3 protein-coding genes are annotated in these 19,646 nt (G+C 71.1%); all 3 read left to right on the top strand.

Features of this window, described 5'->3' with window-relative positions; all coding sequences use genetic code 11:
- Window positions 1–102: 102 nt before the first annotated feature.
- The 3 genes from ACFYY1_RS34440 to ACFYY1_RS34450 all read left to right on the top strand — a co-directional run bounded on the left by ACFYY1_RS34440 (window position 103) and on the right by ACFYY1_RS34450 (window position 19,646).
- Window positions 103–11,460, top strand: a complete 11,358-nt coding sequence (locus ACFYY1_RS34440; protein WP_388592551.1) for an amino acid adenylation domain-containing protein — start codon at window positions 103–105, stop codon at window positions 11,458–11,460.
- On the top strand, window positions 11,457–18,542 hold the full coding sequence (locus tag ACFYY1_RS34445) for an amino acid adenylation domain-containing protein (RefSeq protein ID WP_388592554.1): 7,086 nt from the start codon (window positions 11,457–11,459) through the stop codon (window positions 18,540–18,542). Before ACFYY1_RS34440 ends, ACFYY1_RS34445 begins: the two co-directional genes overlap by 4 nt.
- Window positions 18,543–18,728: 186 nt before the next feature.
- Window positions 18,729–19,646 (top strand): kinase, encoded by a 918-nt coding sequence (locus tag ACFYY1_RS34450; RefSeq protein ID WP_388592556.1) that lies wholly within the window; start codon window positions 18,729–18,731, stop codon window positions 19,644–19,646.

Here is a 19,646-nt window from a genome sequence, read left to right on the forward strand (position 1 = left end):
CTGCGCCCCATTCGCACCATCCGTACGTCATCCACCGTGGCTCCGTCGGTCTCCCGGCACGCCGCGAGACCACGAGATCCGAGCTACCGAGAAGGTGTCGAGATGTCCCAGCCGCAAGCAGATCCAGCTCTCTCCCTCGGCGTCGTCGTTCCCGCGCACGTCGCCGCGTACAACGACACGGCCGAGAACCTCCCCGAGGGTGCGCTGCACGCTCTCTTCGCCGCGCAGGCCGCCCGTACCCCGCAGGCCGTCGCCCTCGTCCGCGAGGACCGCAGCCTGACCTACCGGGAGCTGGACGGCGCGGCCAACGCCCTCGCACACCGTCTCGTCGCCGAGGGCGTCCGGCCCGGCGACGCCGTCGCCCTCCTCTTCGACCGCTCGTTCGCCTACGTCATCACGGTCCTCGCCGTGCTGAAGAGCGGCGGCGTGTACGTACCCCTGGACCCCCGCCAGCCCGAGGACCGCCTCTCCTGGATCCTCTCCAACACCGGGGCCACCCTCCTGGTCACCGACCGCCCGGCCGGGGACACCGGCTTCGCGGGCGACCTGCCCGCCCTGCGGCTCGACGACACGAGCGCCACGGCCGGCACGGCCGCCACCGGCCCCGACATCACGGTCCACCCGGACCAGCCGCTGTACATGATGTTCACCTCCGGCTCCAGCGGCACCCCCAAGGGCGTCGTGAACACCCACCGCAACGTCGTCGAACTGGCCCTGGACCCGGGCTTCGGCGCCACGGCCCACGAACGGGTGCTCGCCTACTCGCCGCTGCCCTTCGACTCCTCGACCTACGAGCTGTGGGTGCCGCTGCTGCGTGGTGGACTGGCCGTCGTACTGCCCGCCCCGAAGATCGACATCGGTGAGCTCGCCGACGCCATCACCCGCTACCGGGCGACCGCCGCGTACTTCACCACCGCCCTCTTCGACGCCATGGCCGGCGAGGCGATCGACGCCCTGGGGCAGCTGCGCGAGATCTGGACCGGCGGCGACGTACTGTCCGCCACCGCACTCCAGCGGGCCCTCGACCACTGCCCGGACACCACGTTCGTGCACGTCTACGGTCCCACGGAGGCGACCGTCTTCTGCAGCTACCAGGCGTTCACCCCCGAGGCCCGCACCCTGGACCGGCTGCACCTCGGCATCCCGATGGCGAACACCGCCATGTACGTCCTGGACGCCGAACTGCGCCACACCGCCCCGGGCGAGACCGGCGAGCTCTACGTCGCGGGACCGCACCTCGCCCAGGGCTACGGCCGGCTGCCCGTACTGACCGCCGAGCGGTTCACCGCCGACCCGTACGGACCGGCCGGCACCCGCATGTACCGCACCGGCGACCTGGCAGCCTGGAACGAACACGGCGAGATCGTCTTCCTCGGCCGCGCCGACCAGCAGGTCAAACTGCGCGGTAACCGCATCGAGCTCGGCGAGATCGAGACCGTGCTCGTCCGCCACCCCTCCGTCGCCCAGGCCACGGTCATCGTCCGCGAGGACCGGCCCGGCGACAAACGCCTGGTCGCCTACGCCGTACCCGCCGAGGAAGGCGTCCTGGACGGCGCCGAACTCCTCCGGTACGCGGGCGAGCAGCTCGTCGAGTACATGGTGCCGTCGGCGGTCGTCCCGATGGGGACCCTGCCGCTGACCCCGAACGGCAAGCTGGACCGGCGCGCACTGCCCGCACCCCGGGCCGGCGCGGCAGCCGACGGCCGGGCCCCGCGCAACCCCGTCGAGGAGGTCCTCTGCGGCCTGTTCGCCCACTCCCTCGGACTGCCGACGATCGGTATCGACGACGACTTCTTCACCGTCGGAGGCCACTCGCTGCTGGCGACCCGGCTGGTCAGCCGGGTGCGCACCGTCCTCGATGTCCAGCTGACACTGCGGCAGTTCTTCGACTACCCGACCGTCGCACTGCTCGCCGAGTACGTCGCCACCGGCGGCGGCGAGTCCGCCCGCCCGGCACTGACCGCCCAGGAGCGCCCGGAGCCGCTGCCGCTCTCGGCGGCCCAGCAACGCCTGTGGTTCCTCGACCAGTTGGAGGGGCCGTCGGCGACGTACAACATCCCGCTCGCCGTCCGGGTGCGCGGTGACCTCGACGTCGCGGCCCTGGAGGCCGCGTTCACCGATGTCGTGGGACGGCACGAGAGCCTGCGCACCGTGTTCGGGCAGACGGAAGGGCGCACCTACCAGCGGATCCTGCCCGCCGACAGCGTCCGGGTGGAGCTGCCGGTCACCCCGGCGACCGAGGACGACGTCGCCGCGCTGCTCACCGCCGAGTCCGAGCGGACCTTCGACCTGGCAGCCGATCTGCCTTTCCGCACAAGGCTGTTCAGCCTCGGGGACCACCACCACGTACTCCTCGTGGTCATGCACCACATCGTCTCCGACGGCTGGTCCTACCAGCCACTGATGCGCGACTTGAGCACGGCCTACGCGACCCGCGCACGCGGTGAGCGGCCGGCATGGGAGCCGCTGCCCGCCCAGTACGCCGACTACACCCTCTGGCACCGTGGTGTGCTCGGTGACCCGGCGGATCAGGAGAGCGTCGCCGCCCGCCAACTCGACTACTGGCGACGGACCTTGGCCGACCTCCCCGAAGAGGCCACCCTGCCCACCGACCGGCAGCGGCCTGCCGTCGCCTCCTATCGCGGTGCCACCCACACCGTGCACTGCCCCGAGGACGTCCACTCCTCGCTCGCGGAGCTGGCGCGGGAATCCGGCGCATCGGTGTTCATGGTGGCCCAAGCTGCGGTCTCGACGCTGCTGTCCCGTTCCGGCGCCGGCCATGACATCCCGCTCGGCTCACCGATCGCCGGCCGCACGGACCAGGCGCTCGACGACCTGGTGGGCTTCTTCGTCAACACCCTGGTACTGCGTACGGATCTGTCGGGTGACCCGAGCTTCCGTGAGCTGCTGACCCGGGTCCGGGAGACCGACCTCGCCGCCTGGAGCCACCAGGACCTGCCGTTCGACCGGCTGGTCGAGTCCCTCAACCCCGACCGGTCCGCCGCCCGGCACCCGCTGTTCCAGGTGATGCTGACACTCACCGACGCGGCCACACCGACGCTCGTCGCCGGTGGTCTGGACACCGAGTCGGAGTTCACCTGGCTGCGGTTCGCCAAGTTCGACCTGACGTTCTCCTTCGCGGAGCGTCGTTCGGTGGATGGGCGGCCGGGTGGGCTGGACATCACGATCGAGTATGCGACGGATCTGTATGAGGCGCGTTCGGTGGAGTTGGTGGGTGAGCGTCTGGTGCGGTTGTTGGGTGCTGCGGCTTCGGCGCCGGATGTGCCGGTGGGTGAGCTGGAGTTGTTGTCGGTGGGTGAGCGTGGGTTGTTGTTGGAGGAGTGGGCCGGTGCGGTGACGGGTGGTCCGGGTGTGGGGCTCGGGGAGTTGTTCGGGGCGCAGGTGGTGCGGACGCCGGATGCGGTTGCGGTGGTGGGTGAGGGGTGTGAGCTGTCGTATCGGGAGTTGGACGGGCTGGCCAATGGGGTGGCGCGTCGGCTGATCGCCGAGGGTGTGCGGCCGGGAAGCCGGGTGGCGTTGTTCCAGGAGCGCTCGGTGGGTGCGGTGGTGGCGACGTTGGGTGTGGTGAAGGCGGGTGCGGTGTATGTGCCGTTGGATACGCGGTATCCGGCGGATCGTGTCGAGTTGATCGTGGGGGAGTCCGGGGTCTCGCATCTGGTGACGGATCGAGATCCGGGTTCGTTGGTGGTGCCGGCGGGTGTGCAGGTGTTGGGTCCGGTGCTTGGCGGCGGGGACGGTGATGTGTCGGATCCGGGGGTGTCGGTGCATGCGGATCAGCCGGTGTACGCGATGTTCACCTCGGGTTCGACGGGGGTGCCGAAGGGCGTCGCGGTCACGCACCGCAACGTCGCGGACCTGGCGGCGCAGACCATGTACGCCAATGGCAACCACTCCCGGGTGTTGTTCCACTCGGCGATGGCGTTCGATGCCTCGACGTACGAGATGTGGGTCCCGTGGCTGAACGGCGGCACCCTCGTCGTCGCCCCCGCAGGACATCTCGACGCAGCAGCGTACGAAGGTCTGATCGCTGAACACGGGATCACCGCGCTGTGGTTGACGGCGGGTCTGTTCCGGGTGATGGCGGAAGAGGCGCCCGGGGCGTTCGCCGGGGTGCGTGAGGTGTGGGCAGGCGGCGACGTCGTCCCGCCGGAGGCGGTGCGCCGGGTCATGGACCATTGCCCGGACGTCACCGTGGTCAATGGTTACGGTCCGACGGAGACCACCACCTTCGCGACCACGCACCGCATCCACCGCCCGTTGGACTACGCGGGTGCGATTCCGATCGGTGAGCCGCTCGACAACCACCGGTTCTACGTCCTGGACGCCGCACTGCGACTGGTGGCGCCGGGCACGCCGGGCGAGCTGTACATCGCGGGTGCCGGTCTGGCGCAGGGGTATCTGGACCGGCCGGTGCTGACCGCCGACCGTTTCGTGGCCGACCCGTACGGTCCTGCCGGTACCCGGATGTACCGGACGGGCGACCTGGTGCGGTGGAACCTCGAAGGTTCCCTCGAATACCTCGGCCGTGCCGACCAGCAGGTCAAGCTCCGCGGCTTCCGCATCGAACTCGGTGAGATCGAGAGCGCGTTGACCGCCCAGGAGGGGGTGGGCCAGGCGACCGTCGTGGTCCGCGAGGACCGGCCCGGCGACAAGCGGCTCGCCGCCTACCTCGTCGCCGCCGAGGGCGCCAGGATCGACACCGACGCGGTGCGCCGCGAACTCTCCGGCACGCTCCCCGAGTACATGGTCCCGTCCGCCTTCGTGGTCCTGGACGAGATCCCGCTCACCGTCAACGGCAAGGTCGACCGGCGCGCCCTGCCCGCACCCCAGCAGAGCACGGACGCTGCCGGGCGCGCCCCCCGGGGGCCGGTCGAGGAGGTCCTGTGCGGCCTCTTCGCGGAGGTCCTGGGACTGCCGTCGGTCACCATCGACGACCACTTCTTCAACCTCGGCGGGCACTCCCTGCTCGCCACCCGCCTCATCAGCCGCATCCGGCAGACCTTCGGCGTCCAGATCACCGTCCGCGACCTCTTCCAGGGCCCCACGGTGGCCGGGCTGGCCGAGTACGTGGAAGCCGGCGGCGAAGCGGTGCGGCGGCCCGCGCTCCGGGAGGCGGTCAGGCCCGAGCGGGTGCCGCTCTCCTCCGCCCAGCAGCGCCTCTGGTTCCTGCACCACCTGGAGGGGCCGTCGGCGACGTACAACATTCCGCTGGCGCTGCGCCTCACGGGCGCACTCGACCCGGAGGTCCTCCGGCTCGCGCTCACCGACCTGGTCGTGCGGCACGAATCGCTGCGCACCCTCTTCGGGATGGCGGACGACGCCGCCTACCAGTGGCAGCTCCCGGCGTCCGAGGTCCGGGTGGAGCTGCCGGTCGTCGCGGCGACCGAAGCCACCCTGGAGGCGGAACTCGGGGACCACGCCGCCCGGAGTTTCGACCTGGAATCCGAACTACCGCTCAGGGCAGTCCTGTTCGCTCTCGGGGACCAGGAGCACGTCCTGCTGGTGGTGATGCACCACATCGCCTCCGACGGCTGGTCCACCGCCCCGCTGCTGCGGGACCTGGCCGCTGCCTGCACCGCGCGCGCCGAGGGCGCCGCCCCCGCGTGGGAGCCGCTGCCGGTCCAGTACGCCGACTACACCCTATGGCAGCAGGAACTGCTCGCCCTGGACGGGGAACGGCAGTCCGAGTTCTGGCGCCACACCCTGGACGGGCTGCCCGACGAGGCCACCCTGCCGGCCGACCGTCCGCGCCCGGCGGTCGCCACCTACCAGGGCAGCACCCACGGCGTCCACGTCCCCGCCGAGCTGCACGACGGGCTGACGCGGCTGGCCAGGGAGACCGGCAGCACACTGTTCATGGTGGCCCAGGCCGCCGTCGCCACCACGCTGTCCCGTTCCGGCGCGGGGGAGGACATCCCGATCGGTGCCCCGATCGCGGGCCGCTCGGAGCAGGCGCTCGACGACCTGGTGGGCTTCTTCGTCAACACCCTGGTGCTGCGTACGGATCTGTCGGGTGACCCGAGCTTCCGTGAGCTGCTGACCCGCGTCCGGGAGACCGACCTCGCCGCCTGGAGCCACCAGGACCTGCCGTTCGACCGGCTGGTGGAGACCCTCAACCCCGAGCGCTCCACGGCTCGGCACCCCCTCTTCCAAGTCGTTCTCACCCTCCAGGAGGCCGTCACCCCCACCCTCGAACTCCCGGGAATCGAAGCCGAGTCGGGCTTCACGACGCTCGACATCTCCAAATTCGACCTCACCTTCTCCTTCCACGAGCACCGCACGGCCGACGGCCGCCCCGGTGGTCTGGACATCAGGGTCGAGTACGCCACCGACCTGTACGACGCCGGCACCGTCGAGGCAGTCACCGCCCGGTTGGTACGGCTGCTGGGCGACGCCGTCGCACGTCCTGAAATCCCGGTCGGCGAGCTGGAGTTCATCGGCGCGGACGAACGCCACCAGCTCCTGGAGCAGTGGAACGGTGCGGTCACCGGCGCCTCCGGCGCGGGCCTCGCGGAACTGTTCGCCGCGCAGGCCTCGCGCACCCCGGATGCGATCGCCCTGGTCGACGGCGACCGGGAGCTGACCTATGCGGAGCTGGACGAGGACACCAACCGGCTGGCCCACCACCTCGTGGGCCTCGGCGTCCGGCCGGAGAGCGTCGTGGCCGTCCTGATGGAGCGGTCGGCGGAGCTGCTCACCGGGCTGCTCGCGGTGGTCAAGGCCGGAGGCGTCTACGCCCCGCTCAACACCGCGGACCCCGACGCCCGTCTGCTCCGGATCCTCACGGAGACCGGGGCGCCGGTCCTGCTCACCGACCGGGCGCTGGCCGATCACCCGGTCGTGGCCCGGACCGGCGCCGAGACCGTGGTGCTCGACGGCACCGCCGGATACGCCCACCTCCCGTCGACGCCCCCGGCGCCCCACGCCCACCCCGACCAGTGGCTGTACGTGATGTTCACGTCGGGTTCGACAGGAGTGCCGAAGGGGGTCGCGGTCACGCACCGCAATGTGGCCGACCTGGCCGCGCAGACCATGTACGCCAACGGCAACCACACCCGGGTGCTGTTCCACTCACCGCACACCTTCGACGCATCGACGCACGAGATCTGGGTGCCGTGGCTGAACGGGGGCACTGTCGTGGTGGCGCCGCCCGGATACCTCGACCCCGGGACCCTGGGCGGGCTGCTGACCGAGCGCGGGATCACCTCGCTGTGGCTGACCGCGGGTCTGTTCCGGGTGATGGCGGAGGAGGTTCCGGAGGCGTTCGCCGGGGTGCGTGAGGTGTGGGCGGGGGGCGACGTCGTTCCGCCGGAGGCGGTGCGCCGGGTCATGGACCGCTGCCCGGACGTCACCGTGGTCAATGGTTACGGTCCGACGGAGACGACCACCTTCGCGACCACGCACCGTATCCACCGTCCGCTCGATTACGCGGGTGCGATTCCGATCGGTGAGCCGCTCGACAACCACCGGCTGTACGTCCTGGACGAGGGGCTGCGACTGGTCCCGCAGGGCACTCCCGGCGAGCTGTACATCGCCGGCGCCGGTCTCGCCCGTGGCTACCTCGGCCGGCCGGGCATGACGGCGGAGCGCTTCGTCGCGGACCCGTACGGTCCTGCCGGTACCCGGATGTACCGGACGGGCGACCTGGTGCGGTGGAACCTCGAAGGTTCCCTCGAATACCTCGGCCGCGCCGACCAGCAGGTCAAGCTCCGCGGTTTCCGCATCGAACTCGGCGAGGTCGAGAGCGCGTTGACCGCCCAGGAGGGGGTGGGTCAGGCGACCGTCGTGGTCCGCGAGGACCGGCCCGGCGACAAGCGCCTCGTCGCCTACCTCGTCGCCGCCGAAGGGGCGGAGATCGACGTGACCGGGCTGCGCGGTCACGCCGCCGGCGCCCTGCCCGAGTACATGGTCCCGTCCGCCTTCGTCGTCCTGGACGAGATCCCGCTCACCACCAACGGCAAGGTCGACCGACGTGCCCTGCCCGCACCCCAGGTCTCCCACGCCACCAACGGGCGTGCCCCGCGCACACCGCAGGAAGAGGTGCTCTGCGGCCTCTTCGCGGCCGTGCTCGGGCTGCCGTCGGTCACCATCGACGACCACTTCTTCCACCGGGGCGGCCACTCGGTGCTCGGCACCCGACTGATCAGCCGCATCCGGCGGGCGTTCGGGGTGCAGCTCGGGGTGAAGGACCTGTTCCGGAACCCCACGGTGCTCGCGCTCTCCGAATGCGTCACCGCCGGCAGCGGTGAACTGCCCCGCCCGGCGCTGATGGCGGGCGAGCGGCCGGAGAACGTACCGCTCTCCTCCGCGCAGCAGCGGCTGTGGTTCCTCGACCAGATGGAGGGACCGTCCGCCACCTACAACATCCCGCTCGCCCTGCGCCTCAAGGGCCGGCTCGATCGTCAGGCGCTTCAGCTCGCCCTCACCGACCTCACCACCCGTCACGAGGGCCTGCGAACCGTCTTCCCCACTCACGAGGGCACCCCCCACCAGCGCATCCTTCCCCCGGCCACCATCGACCTCCCCCTGATCACCACCACCGAGGAGGAACTCACCGCACGACTGGCCGAGCTCTCCTCGGCCGCCTTCGACCTGGCCGTCCAGGCGCCGATCCGCGCGCATCTGCTGGCCCTCGGCGAAGAGGAGCACATCCTGCTGGTGGTCATCCACCACATAGCCTCCGACGGCTGGTCCAACGGCCCCCTCTTCCGCGACCTGGCCACCGCCTACGCCGCCCGCACCGAGGGCAACGCCCCCGCGTGGGAGCCGCTGCCGGTCCAGTACGCCGACTACTCCCTCTGGCAGCAACGACTCCTCGGGAGCGATGAGGAACGCCAACTCGACCACTGGCGCGCCACATTGGCGGACCTCCCGGAGGAGGCCACCCTGCCCACCGACCGGCCCAGGCCGGCCACCGCGTCCAACCGGGGCACCACGCACACCGTGCACTGCCCGGCCGACCTGCACGAATCGCTCACTTCGCTGGCCCAGGACACCGGCAGCACCCTCTTCATGGTGGCCCAGGCCGCGGTGTCGACGCTGCTGTCCCGCTCCGGCGCCGGGTACGACATCCCGCTCGGCTCTCCCGTTGCGGGGCGCACCGACCCGGCGCTCGACGACCTCGTCGGCTTCTTCGTCAACACCCTCGTCCTGCGCACCGACACCAGCGGCGACCCGAGCTTCCGCGAACTGCTCACCCGGGTCCGGGAGACCGACCTCGCCGCCTGGAGCCACCAGGACCTGCCGTTCGACCGGCTGGTCGAAGCCCTCAACCCCGAGCGCACCACCGCCCGGCACCCGCTCTTCCAGGTCATGCTCACCGTCGGCGACATGTCAGCGGATGCCCCCGAGCTCCCGGGGCTGGAAGCGGCGTACGAGTTCTCGAAGGTGGAGATCGCCAAGTTCGATCTGACCTTCGGCTTCGCGGAGCGTCGTTCGGTGGATGGGCGGCCGGGTGGGCTGGACATCACGATCGAGTATGCGACGGATCTGTATGAGGCGCGTTCGGTGGAGTTGGTGGGTGAGCGTCTGGTGCGGTTGTTGGGTGCTGCGGCTTCGGCGCCGGATGTGCCGGTGGGTGAGCTGGAGTTGTTGTCGGTGGGTGAGCGTGGGTTGTTGTTGGGGGAGTGGGCCGGTGCGGTGACGGGTGGTCCGGGTGTGGGGCTCGGGGAGTTGTTCGGGGCGCAGGTGGTGCGGACGCCGGATGCGGTTGCGGTGGTGGGTGAGGGGTGTGAGCTGTCGTATCGGGAGTTGGACGGGCTGGCCAATGGGGTGGCGCGTCGGCTGATCGCCGAGGGTGTGCGGCCGGGAAGCCGGGTGGCGTTGTTCCAGGAGCGCTCGGTGGGTGCGGTGGTGGCGACGTTGGGTGTGGTGAAGGCGGGTGGGGTGTATGTGCCGTTGGATACGCGGTATCCGGCGGATCGGGTGGAGTTGATCGTGGGGGAGTCCGGGGTCTCGCATCTGGTGACGGATCGGGATCCGGGTTCGTTGGTGGTGCCGGCGGGTGTGCGGGTGCTGGGTCCGGTGCTCGGTGGCGAGCACGGTGATGTGTCGGATCCGGGGGTGTCGGTGCATGCGGATCAGCCGGTGTACGCGATGTTCACCTCGGGTTCGACGGGGGTGCCGAAGGGCGTCGCGGTCACGCACCGCAACGTCGCGGACCTGGCCGCGCAGACCATGTACGCCAACGGCAACCACCGACGCGTGTTGTTCCACTCGGCGATGGCGTTCGATGCCTCGACGTACGAGATGTGGGTGCCGTGGCTGAACGGCGGCACCCTCGTCGTCGCCCCCGCAGGACATCTCGCTCCGGCCGACTACCAACGGTTGCTGGCCGAGCACCGGATCAGCTCGTTGTGGATGACAGCCGGCCTGTTCCGCGTCATGGCGGAGGAGGTTCCGGAGGCGTTCGCCGGGGTGCGTGAGGTGTGGGCGGGGGGCGACGTCGTTCCGCCGGAGGCGGTGCGCCGGGTCATGGACCGCTGCCCGGATGTCACCGTGGTCAATGGTTACGGTCCGACGGAGACCACCACCTTCGCCACGACCCACCGCATCCACCGTCCGCTGGATCACGTGGGTGCGATTCCGATCGGTGAGCCGCTCGACAACCACCGGCTGTACGTCCTGGACGAGGGGTTGCGGTTGGTCGCGCCGGGCACGCCGGGCGAGCTGTACATCGCGGGTGCCGGTCTGGCGCAGGGGTATCTGGACCGGCCGGTGCTGACCGCCGACCGTTTCGTGGCCGACCCGTACGGTCCTGCCGGTACCCGGATGTACCGGACGGGCGACCTGGTGCGGTGGAACCTCGAAGGCTCCCTCGAATACCAGGGCCGTGCCGACCAGCAGGTCAAGCTCCGCGGTTTCCGCATCGAGCCAGGCGAGATCGAGACCGTCCTCGCTGGCCGGCCGGGCGTGGCCCAGGCCACCGTGGTCGTCCGCGAGGACCGGCCCGGCGACAAGCGCCTCGTCGCCTACCTCACCGCGGAGGAAGGCGCGCGCATCGAACCCGGGGATGTACAGAAGCAGGTGTCCGGGCTGCTGCCCGACTACATGGTCCCGTCCGCCTTCATGGTCCTGGACGAGATCCCCCTCACCGTCAACGGCAAGGTCGACCGACGCGCCCTGCCCGCCCCGCAGTTCGGCAACGAAGCCACCGGGCGCGCACCGCGCACCGCAAAGGAAGAAGTGCTCTGCGGACTCTTCGCGGAGATTCTGGGACTTCCCTCGGTCACCATCGACGACCACTTCTTCAACCTCGGCGGACACTCGCTCCTCGCCACCCGGCTCGTCGGCCGGATCCGCACCGTACTCGGGGTCGAGCTCTCCGTGGCGACCCTCTTCGAAAACCCGATCGTGGCCACGCTCGTCGAGAAGCTCGACGGTGCCGAGGCCGCACGGCCCAGACTTCGGCCGATGCGCCGGATGGGAGTGACCAAGTGATTCCCCTGTCATTCGCCCAGCAGCGGCTGTGGTTCATCGCCCAGATGGAAGGGCCGTCGACCACCTACAACATCCCGCTCGCCGTGCGCCTCAACGGTGAACTCGACCGCCCGGCCCTCCAGTCGGCGCTTCTGGACCTGGTCGGCAGACACGAGAGCCTGCGCACCCTCTTCCCCGACCAGGACGGCACCCCGTATCAGCACATCCTCGCCGAGCAGGACGTGGAGCTCCCGCTCCCGGTCGTCCCGGCCGACGCCGCGACGCTGCCCGGCGTGCTCGCCGAGGAGTCCGCCCAGGTCTTCCACCTCGCGGTGGACCTGCCGATCCGGGCCCGGCTGATCGCCCTCGGCGAGCAGGAGCACGTCCTGCTCATCGTGATGCACCACATCGTGTCGGACGGCGGCTCGACCGCGCCTCTGCTCCAGGACCTCGCCACCGCGTATGAGGCGCGAGCCCGAGGCGCCGCCCCCGCGTGGGAGCCGCTGCCGGTCCAGTATGCCGACTACACCCTCTGGCAGCAGGAACTGCTCGGCGAGGGTGACGACCCGGACAGCGCCGGGGCTCGGCAACTGGACTTCTGGCGCCAGGCGTTGGCGGAGCTCCCGGAGGAGGCCACGCTGCCGGCCGACCGTCCCCGCCCGGCCTCCGCCTCGTACACCGGCGCCACCTGCGACGTCCATCTGCCCGCCGAGATCCACATCGGCCTGACCCACCTCGCGCGGGAATCCGGCGCCACCCTGTTCATGGCGGTCCAGGCCGCCGTGGCGACCGCACTGTCCCGCTCCGGCGCCGGCTCCGACATCCCGATCGGCTCCCCGGTGTCGGGCCGCATCGACGAGGCACTGGACGGCCTGGTCGGCTTCTTCGTCAACACCCTCGTCCTGCGTACCGACCTGAGCGGCGACCCGAGCTTCCGTGACCTGCTCTCCAGGGTCCGCAGGACGGACCTGGCGGCCTGGGACAACCAGGACCTGCCCTTCGACCGGCTGGTCGAGGTACTGAACCCCGAGCGCTCGGCCTCCCGCCACCCGCTCTTCCAGGTGATGCTCACCATGGGCGAGGCCGGGTCCGACGTCATCGGGTTCCCGGGGCTCGACGCCCGTACCGAGTACAGCGCCCTGCAGATCGCCAAGTTCGACCTCACCTTCGGCTTTGCCGAGCACCGCACTCGCGACGGCCGTCCGGACGGTCTGGACATCACCATCGAGTACGCCACCGACCTCTACGACGCCCGGACGATCGACGCCCTCATGGCCAGGCTGAACCGGCTGCTCGAAGCGGTGGTCACCTCGCCCGACACCCCGCTGTCCGTCCTCGACCTGCTCGGCGAGCACGAGCGGCGACTGCTGCTGGAGGAGCGGAGCGGCACCGCCACCGGCACCTCCGACATGAGCCTGGCGGAGCTGTTCGCCGCGCAGGCCGCCCGGACCCCGGACGCCATGGCGCTGGTGGACGAGGACCATGATCTGACGTACGCCGAACTCGACGAGGTCACCAACCGGCTGGCCCACCACCTCATCAACGCCGGAGTCGGGCGGCAGGACGTGGTCGCCGTCCTCATGGAGCGCTCGACCGATCTGCTCACCGCTCTGCTCGCCGTGGTCAAGGCCGGCGCCGTGTACGCCCCGCTGAACACCACCGACCCCGACAGCCGCCTCGTCCAGATCCTGGCCGACACCCGGGCACCGGTCGTCCTCACCGACCAGGCCCTCTCGGACCACCAGGTCGTCCTGGACGCCGACGCGCGGGTCATCGTCCTGGGCGACACCACGGAACTGGCCGGGCTGCCCGTCACCGCCCCCACCCACACCATCCACCCCGACCAGCCGGTGTACGCGATGTTCACCTCGGGTTCGACGGGGGTGCCGAAGGGCGTCGCGGTCACGCACCGCAACGTCGCGGACCTGGCCGCGCAGACCATGTACGCCAACGGCAACCACCGACGCGTGCTGTTCCACTCGCCGGCCGCCTTCGACGCGTCGACGTACGAGATCTGGGTGCCGTGGCTGAACGGCAGCACCGTCGTGGTGGCACCGCGCGGCCACCTCGCCCCCGCCGACTACCAACGGCTGCTGGCCGAGCACTGGGTCACCGCGCTGTGGATGACCGCGGGTCTGTTCCGGGTGATGGCGGAGGAGGCGCCCGGGGCGTTCGCCGGGGTGCGTGAGGTGTGGGCGGGGGGCGACGTCGTCCCGCCGGAGGCGGTGCGCCGGGTCATGGACCAGTGCCCGGACACCGCCGTCGTCAATGGTTACGGTCCGACGGAGACCACCACCTTCGCGACCACCCACCGCATCCACCGCCCGTTGGACTACGCGGGTGCGATCCCGATCGGTGAGCCGCTCGACAACCACCGGCTCTACGTCCTGGACGCCGCACTGCGACTGGTCCCGCCGGGCGCCCCCGGCGAGCTGTACATCGCGGGCGCCGGTCTGGCGCAGGGCTATCTCAACCGCGCCTCGCTGACCGCGGAGCGCTTCGTGGCCGACCCGTACGGTCCCGCCGGTACCCGGATGTACCGGACGGGCGACCTGGTGCGGTGGAACCTCGAAGGTTCCCTCGAATACCTCGGCCGTGCCGACCAGCAGGTCAAGCTTCGCGGTTTCCGTATCGAACTCGGTGAGATCGAGAGCGCGTTGACCGCCCAGGAGGGGGTGGGTCAGGCGACCGTCGTGGTCCGGGAGGACCGGCCCGGCGACAAGCGGCTCGCCGCCTACCTCGTCGCCGCCGAGGGTGCCAGGATCGACACCGACGCGGTGCACCGCGAGATCTCCGGCACGCTCCCCGAGTACATGGTCCCGTCCGCCTTCGTCGTGCTCGACGAGATCCCCCTCACCACCAACGGCAAGGTCGACCGGCGCGCCCTGCCCGCACCCCGGTTGAGCACCGACACCGGAGGACGCCCGCCCCGTACACCCGCCGAGGAAGTCCTGTGCGGCCTCTTCGCGGCCGTGCTCGGGCTGCCGTCGGTCACCATCGACGACCACTTCTTCCGGCGCGGCGGGCACTCCCTGCTCGCCACCCGCCTCATCAGCCGCATCCGGGCGGTGTGGGAGACCGGGATCACCATCCGGGACCTCTTCCAGTACGCCACGGTCGCGCAGCTGGCCGAGCGGATCGCGGCCGAGGGCAGTGGGGAACGAAGGCCGGCGCTGATGGCCCAGGAGCGGCCGGAGAACGTCCCGCTGTCGTCCGCGCAGCAGCGGCTCTGGTTCCTCGACCAGATGGAAGGCCCGTCCGCCACCTACAACATCCCCCTCGCCCTGCGCCTCAAGGGCCCCCTCGACCACCGTTCCCTCCAGCTCTCCCTCACCGACGTGATCACCCGGCACGAGGGCCTGCGCACCGTCTTCCCCACCCACGAGGGCACCCCCCACCAGCACATCCTTCCCCCGACCACCACCGAACTGCCCCTGATCGCCACCACCGAGGAGGAACTCACCGGGACGTTGGCCGGCCTGGCCGGCCGGACCTTCGATCTGGCATCCGAAATCCCTTTCCGAGCCCAGCTGTTGGAGCTCGGGGCCGAGGACCACGTCCTCATGCTGGTGATCCATCACATCGCCTCCGACGGCTGGTCCAACGGTCCCCTCTTCCGCGACCTGGCCACCGCCTACGCCGCCCGCACCGAGGGCAACGCCCCCGCGTGGGAGCCGCTGCCGGTCCAGTACGCCGACTACTCCCTCTGGCAGCAACGACTCCTGGAGCGGGACGAGGAACGCCAGCTCGACCACTGGCGCGGGGTGCTCGCCGAGCTGCCGGAGGAAGCCACCCTGCCCGCCGACCACGCCCGCCCCGCCGTCGCCTCCAACCGGGGCCGCACACACGCCGTGCACTGCCCCGCCGAACTGCACACCGCCCTGATGTCGCTGGCCCAGGACACCGGGACCACCCTGTTCATGGTGGCCCAGGCGGCCGTGGCGACGCTGTTGTCCCGCTCCGGCGCCGGCCACGACATCCCGCTCGGCTCACCCGTCGCGGGGCGCACCGACCAGAAACTCGACGACCTCGTCGGCTTCTTCGTCAACACCCTCGTCCTGCGCACCGACACCAGCGGCGACCCGAGCTTCCGCGAACTGCTCACCCGGGTCCGCGAGACCGACCTCGCGGCCTGGGCCCACCAGGACCTGCCGTTCGACCGGCTCGTCGAAGCCCTCAACCCCGAGCGCACCACCGCCCGGCACCCCCTCTTCCAGGTCATGCTCACCGTCGGCGACACCAGCGACGAAGCGCCCCGACTCGCCGGACTGGAGAGCGAGTTCGCCATTCCGCCGGTCTCCGTCGCCAAGTTCGACCTCACCTTCGCGTTCGCCGAGAACCGCACCGCCGACGGCCGGCCCGACGGCCTCGACATCATGATCGAGTACACCACCGACCTGTACGACGCACGCACCATCGAGGCCACCGCGGACCGTCTGGTCCGGCTCCTCACCGGCGCGGTCGCCACCCCCGATCTGCCCCTCGCGGAGCTGGAGATGGTGTCCGGGCCCGAGCGGGCGCGGCTGCGGGAGTGGAGCGGCGCCCCGACCCCGGCGCCCGGCCTCGGGCTCGACGCGCTGTTCACGGCGCAGGCCGCCCGCACCCCGCACCAGGTGGCGCTGATCCACGAGGAACAGCAGGTGACGTACGAGGAGCTGGACATCTGGTCCAACCGGCTGGCCCGCCACCTGACCGCCCGCGGCGTCACCCCGGGCAGCATCGTCGCCATCCACCTGGAGCGGTCCCCGCAGCTCATCGCCGCACTGCTCGCCGCCCTGAAGGCCGGGGCCGGATACACCCTGCTCGACCCGCAGTTCCCGGCCGACCGGCTGAACACCGTGCTCGGGCAGACCGACCCGGCGGCACTGGTCACCCAGGCCCACCTGACCGCCCTGTCGACCCCGGCCACCTTGGTCGACCTCACCGCGGAAATACCCGCGATCACCACCCTGCCGGGGACACCCGTCGAGACGGGCGGGCACCCGGAGTCCATCGCCTGCGTGATGTTCACCTCCGGATCGACCGGCGTCCCCAAGGGCGTCGCGGCCTCGCACCGGGCGCTGGCCGCCACCTTCATCGGCCCCGACTACCTGGACTTCGGCCCCGGGCAGACCAGTCTGCAGAGCTCGCCGGTGTCCTGGGACGCCTTCGCCCTGGAGGTCTTCGGACCGCTCCTGCACGGCGGCGTCTGCGTCCTCCAGCCCGGCCAGCACACCGACCCGCACCAGATCGCGGAGCTGGTGGAACGGCACGCCATCACCACCCTGCAGATGTCGGCGAGCCTGTTCAACCACATGCTCGACGAGCACCCGGCGGTCTTCTCCCGGATCAAGGAGGCCATGACCGCCGGTGAGGCGGCGTCGCCCGCCCACACCGCCAAGGCACTGGCCGACCACCCCCACCTCCACCTCGTCAACGGCTACGGACCGGCCGAGAGCATGGGCTTCACCACCACCCACACCCTCACCGGACCCGCGCCCGCCGTCCCGATCGGACGGCCGATCGCCGGCAAACACGCCTACGTCCTGGACGAGAACCTCCGCATGCTGCCACCGGGCGTCCCCGGCGAGCTCTACGTGGCCGGACACGGCCTCGCCCACGGCTACATCGGACAGCCCGCACTCAGCGCCGAACGGTTCGTCGCCGACCCCCACGGCGCCCCCGGCACGCGGATGTACCGGACCGGCGACCTGGCACGCTGGAGCCAGGACGGCGCGCTGGAGTATTTCGGCCGGGCCGACCAGCAGATCAAGTTGCGGGGGTTCCGCATCGAGCCGGGTGAGATCGAATCGGCGCTGCTGCGGCACCCCACCCTCGCCCAGGTGGCGGTGCTGATCCGCGAGGACCGGCCCGGTGACAAACGGCTGGTGGCGTACGTGGTGCCCGTCGAAGGCAGCCGGCCGGACCTTCCCGAGCTGCGCCGGCACGCGGTCGCGGCCCTGCCCGAGTACATGGTTCCGGCCACGTTCGTGCCGCTGGAGGCGCTGCCCCTGACGGTCAACGGCAAGCTTGACCGCAGGGCGCTGCCCGAACCGCCGCAGGCCGACACCGCCGGTGGCCGGGAGCCCCGCACCCCGGCGGAGGAAGTGCTGTGCGGCCTCTTCGCGGACGTCCTGGGGCTGACCTCGGTCACCATCGACGACCACTTCTTCCAACTGGGCGGCCACTCGCTGCTCGCGACCCGGCTGATCGGCCGGATCCGCTCCATCTGGGACACCCGCGTCACCATCCGGGACCTGTTCCAGTACCCGACCCCCGTACTGCTCGCCGAACACATCGCCACGAACACGGGCGGCGACCCGATGGAGACGCTGCTGCCGATCCGGGCCGCGTCCGCCACCGACACCGGGGCTCCGCTGTTCTGCGTCCACGCGGTCTCCGGGATGAGCTGGTCGTACGCCGGACTGCTCCGGCACATCGGCGGGCGGCGGCCGCTGATCGGGCTGCAGGCGAAGGAGCTGACCAGCCCCTCGGACCGGCCGGCCGGCATCGAGGAGATGGCGGCCGGCTACGTGGCCGAGATCCGCTCGGTCCAGGCCCACGGCCCGTACCACCTGCTCGGCTGGTCGTTCGGCGGACTGGTCGCCCACGCGATCGCGGCCGAACTGGAGGAGCAGGGCGAGGAAGTGGCGCTGCTGGCGCTGCTCGACTCCTACCCGCTGCCCGACGGATTCCGGCCACCCGCCATCACCGGGCGGGAGGTGCTCACCGCCCTGCTCGGCGGCCGCGGCGCCGAGATCGACGTACGCTGCGCCGACACCGCCCCGGACGCCGGGGAGCTGGCCGCCGTGCTGCGCGCCGAGGACGCGATCCTGGGCGCCCTGGAACCGGACCAGGCCGCGGCGGTCGTGACCGCCACGGCAGGCAACCTGGAGATGCGCTACCGGTACGTGCCCCGGCGGCGGTTCGGCGGCGACGCGGTGTTCTTCAACGCCGCCCGCACCCCCGCCGCGGCCGGCGGCGCCGACGCCTGGGCCCCCCATGTCACGGGCCGGGTCGAGGAGCACGACATCGACTGCGAGCACTGGGACATGACCACGGCCGAGCCGCTGCGCGAGATCGGAAAGGTGCTGGCCGAGGAGTTGCGAGGAGCGCACCACTGATCCGGAGCCCCACCCCGGTGCCCGGGCCCGCCACGACGGCGGACCCGGGCACCTTCGCGTGCGCCGCCGCCCCCGGGCTCCCAATTGCCCGCGGGCTGCCGCTCATGCCGCCGGGCGACGGGTTCCGGCCTGCATAGCGTGAAGCCATCCGCAGGCCACGGCTCCCGGCAACAGAAAGTCAAGGAAATGGTTGATCATTCCGGCTGGCGTGTCGGGGTAGCTTCAGCCCCCGTCCACCACGGCGAGATCCTGCAAGGCGTGTTCACCGGCGACGGCGGGCTCACCCGAGGTCTCGTCACACTTCCCTGCACCATTCACGCGACCCGCGCGACCTTCATCCCCGCTCCCGGCGCCGAGGTCACCGTGACGCCGGACTGGAAGGGCAAGGCCCGGCGCGCGGCGGAACTCGCGGTGCGCGCCGTGACGCCGCCGGGCGCCGAACTGCCGGGCGGTCACCTCGACCTGACCGGCGACGTACCGCTGTGCCGGGGCTTCGGCTCCTCCACGAGCGATGTGCTCGCGGCCATCTGGGCGGTGAAGGATGCGTTCGTCAGCCCGCTGCCGCCGCAGGACGTCGCCCGGATCGCGGTACGCGCGGAGACCGCCTCCGACTCCCTGATGTTCGAGGAGTCCACCGTCCTGTTCGCCCAGCGCGAGGGCACGGTCATCGAGGACTTCGGCTACCGGATGCCGGCCCTGCGGGTCCTCGGCTTCGGCTCACGCCCCGAGAGCGGCGGGCGGGGCGTGGACACTCTGACCCTCTCCCCGGCCCGTTACGGGCAGGACGAGATCGACCTCTTCACCCGGCTGCAGGCCATGCTCCGGGAGGCCATCCAGATGAAGGACGTGGCCCTGCTCGGCACCGTGGCCACGGCCAGCACGGAGATCAACCAGCGTCATCTGCCGATCCCGGACCTCGACCGCATCCGGGACATCGCGCGGACCACCGGGGCCGTCGGCGTACAGGCGGCACACAGCGGGGACATCGCCGGCCTCCTCTTCGACCGGGACGACCCCGAGGTCGAGGCGCGGACCGGCCTGGCCCAGGACCTCCTGCAAGAGCTCGGAATTCACGAGCAGTGGAACTACACAACGGGTGACTGA

This window comes from Streptomyces sp. NPDC001890 (assembly GCF_042891445.1).
Taxonomy (GTDB): domain Bacteria; phylum Actinomycetota; class Actinomycetes; order Streptomycetales; family Streptomycetaceae; genus Streptomyces.

Excerpts from the sequence above, each read along its gene's own strand:
- ACFYY1_RS34450 (WP_388592556.1), top strand. The coding sequence starts at position 18,729 with ATGGTTGATCATTCCGGCTGGCGTGTCGGGGTAGCTTCAGCCCCCGTC.
- ACFYY1_RS34440 (WP_388592551.1), top strand. The coding sequence starts at position 103 with ATGTCCCAGCCGCAAGCAGATCCAGCTCTCTCCCTCGGCGTCGTCGTT.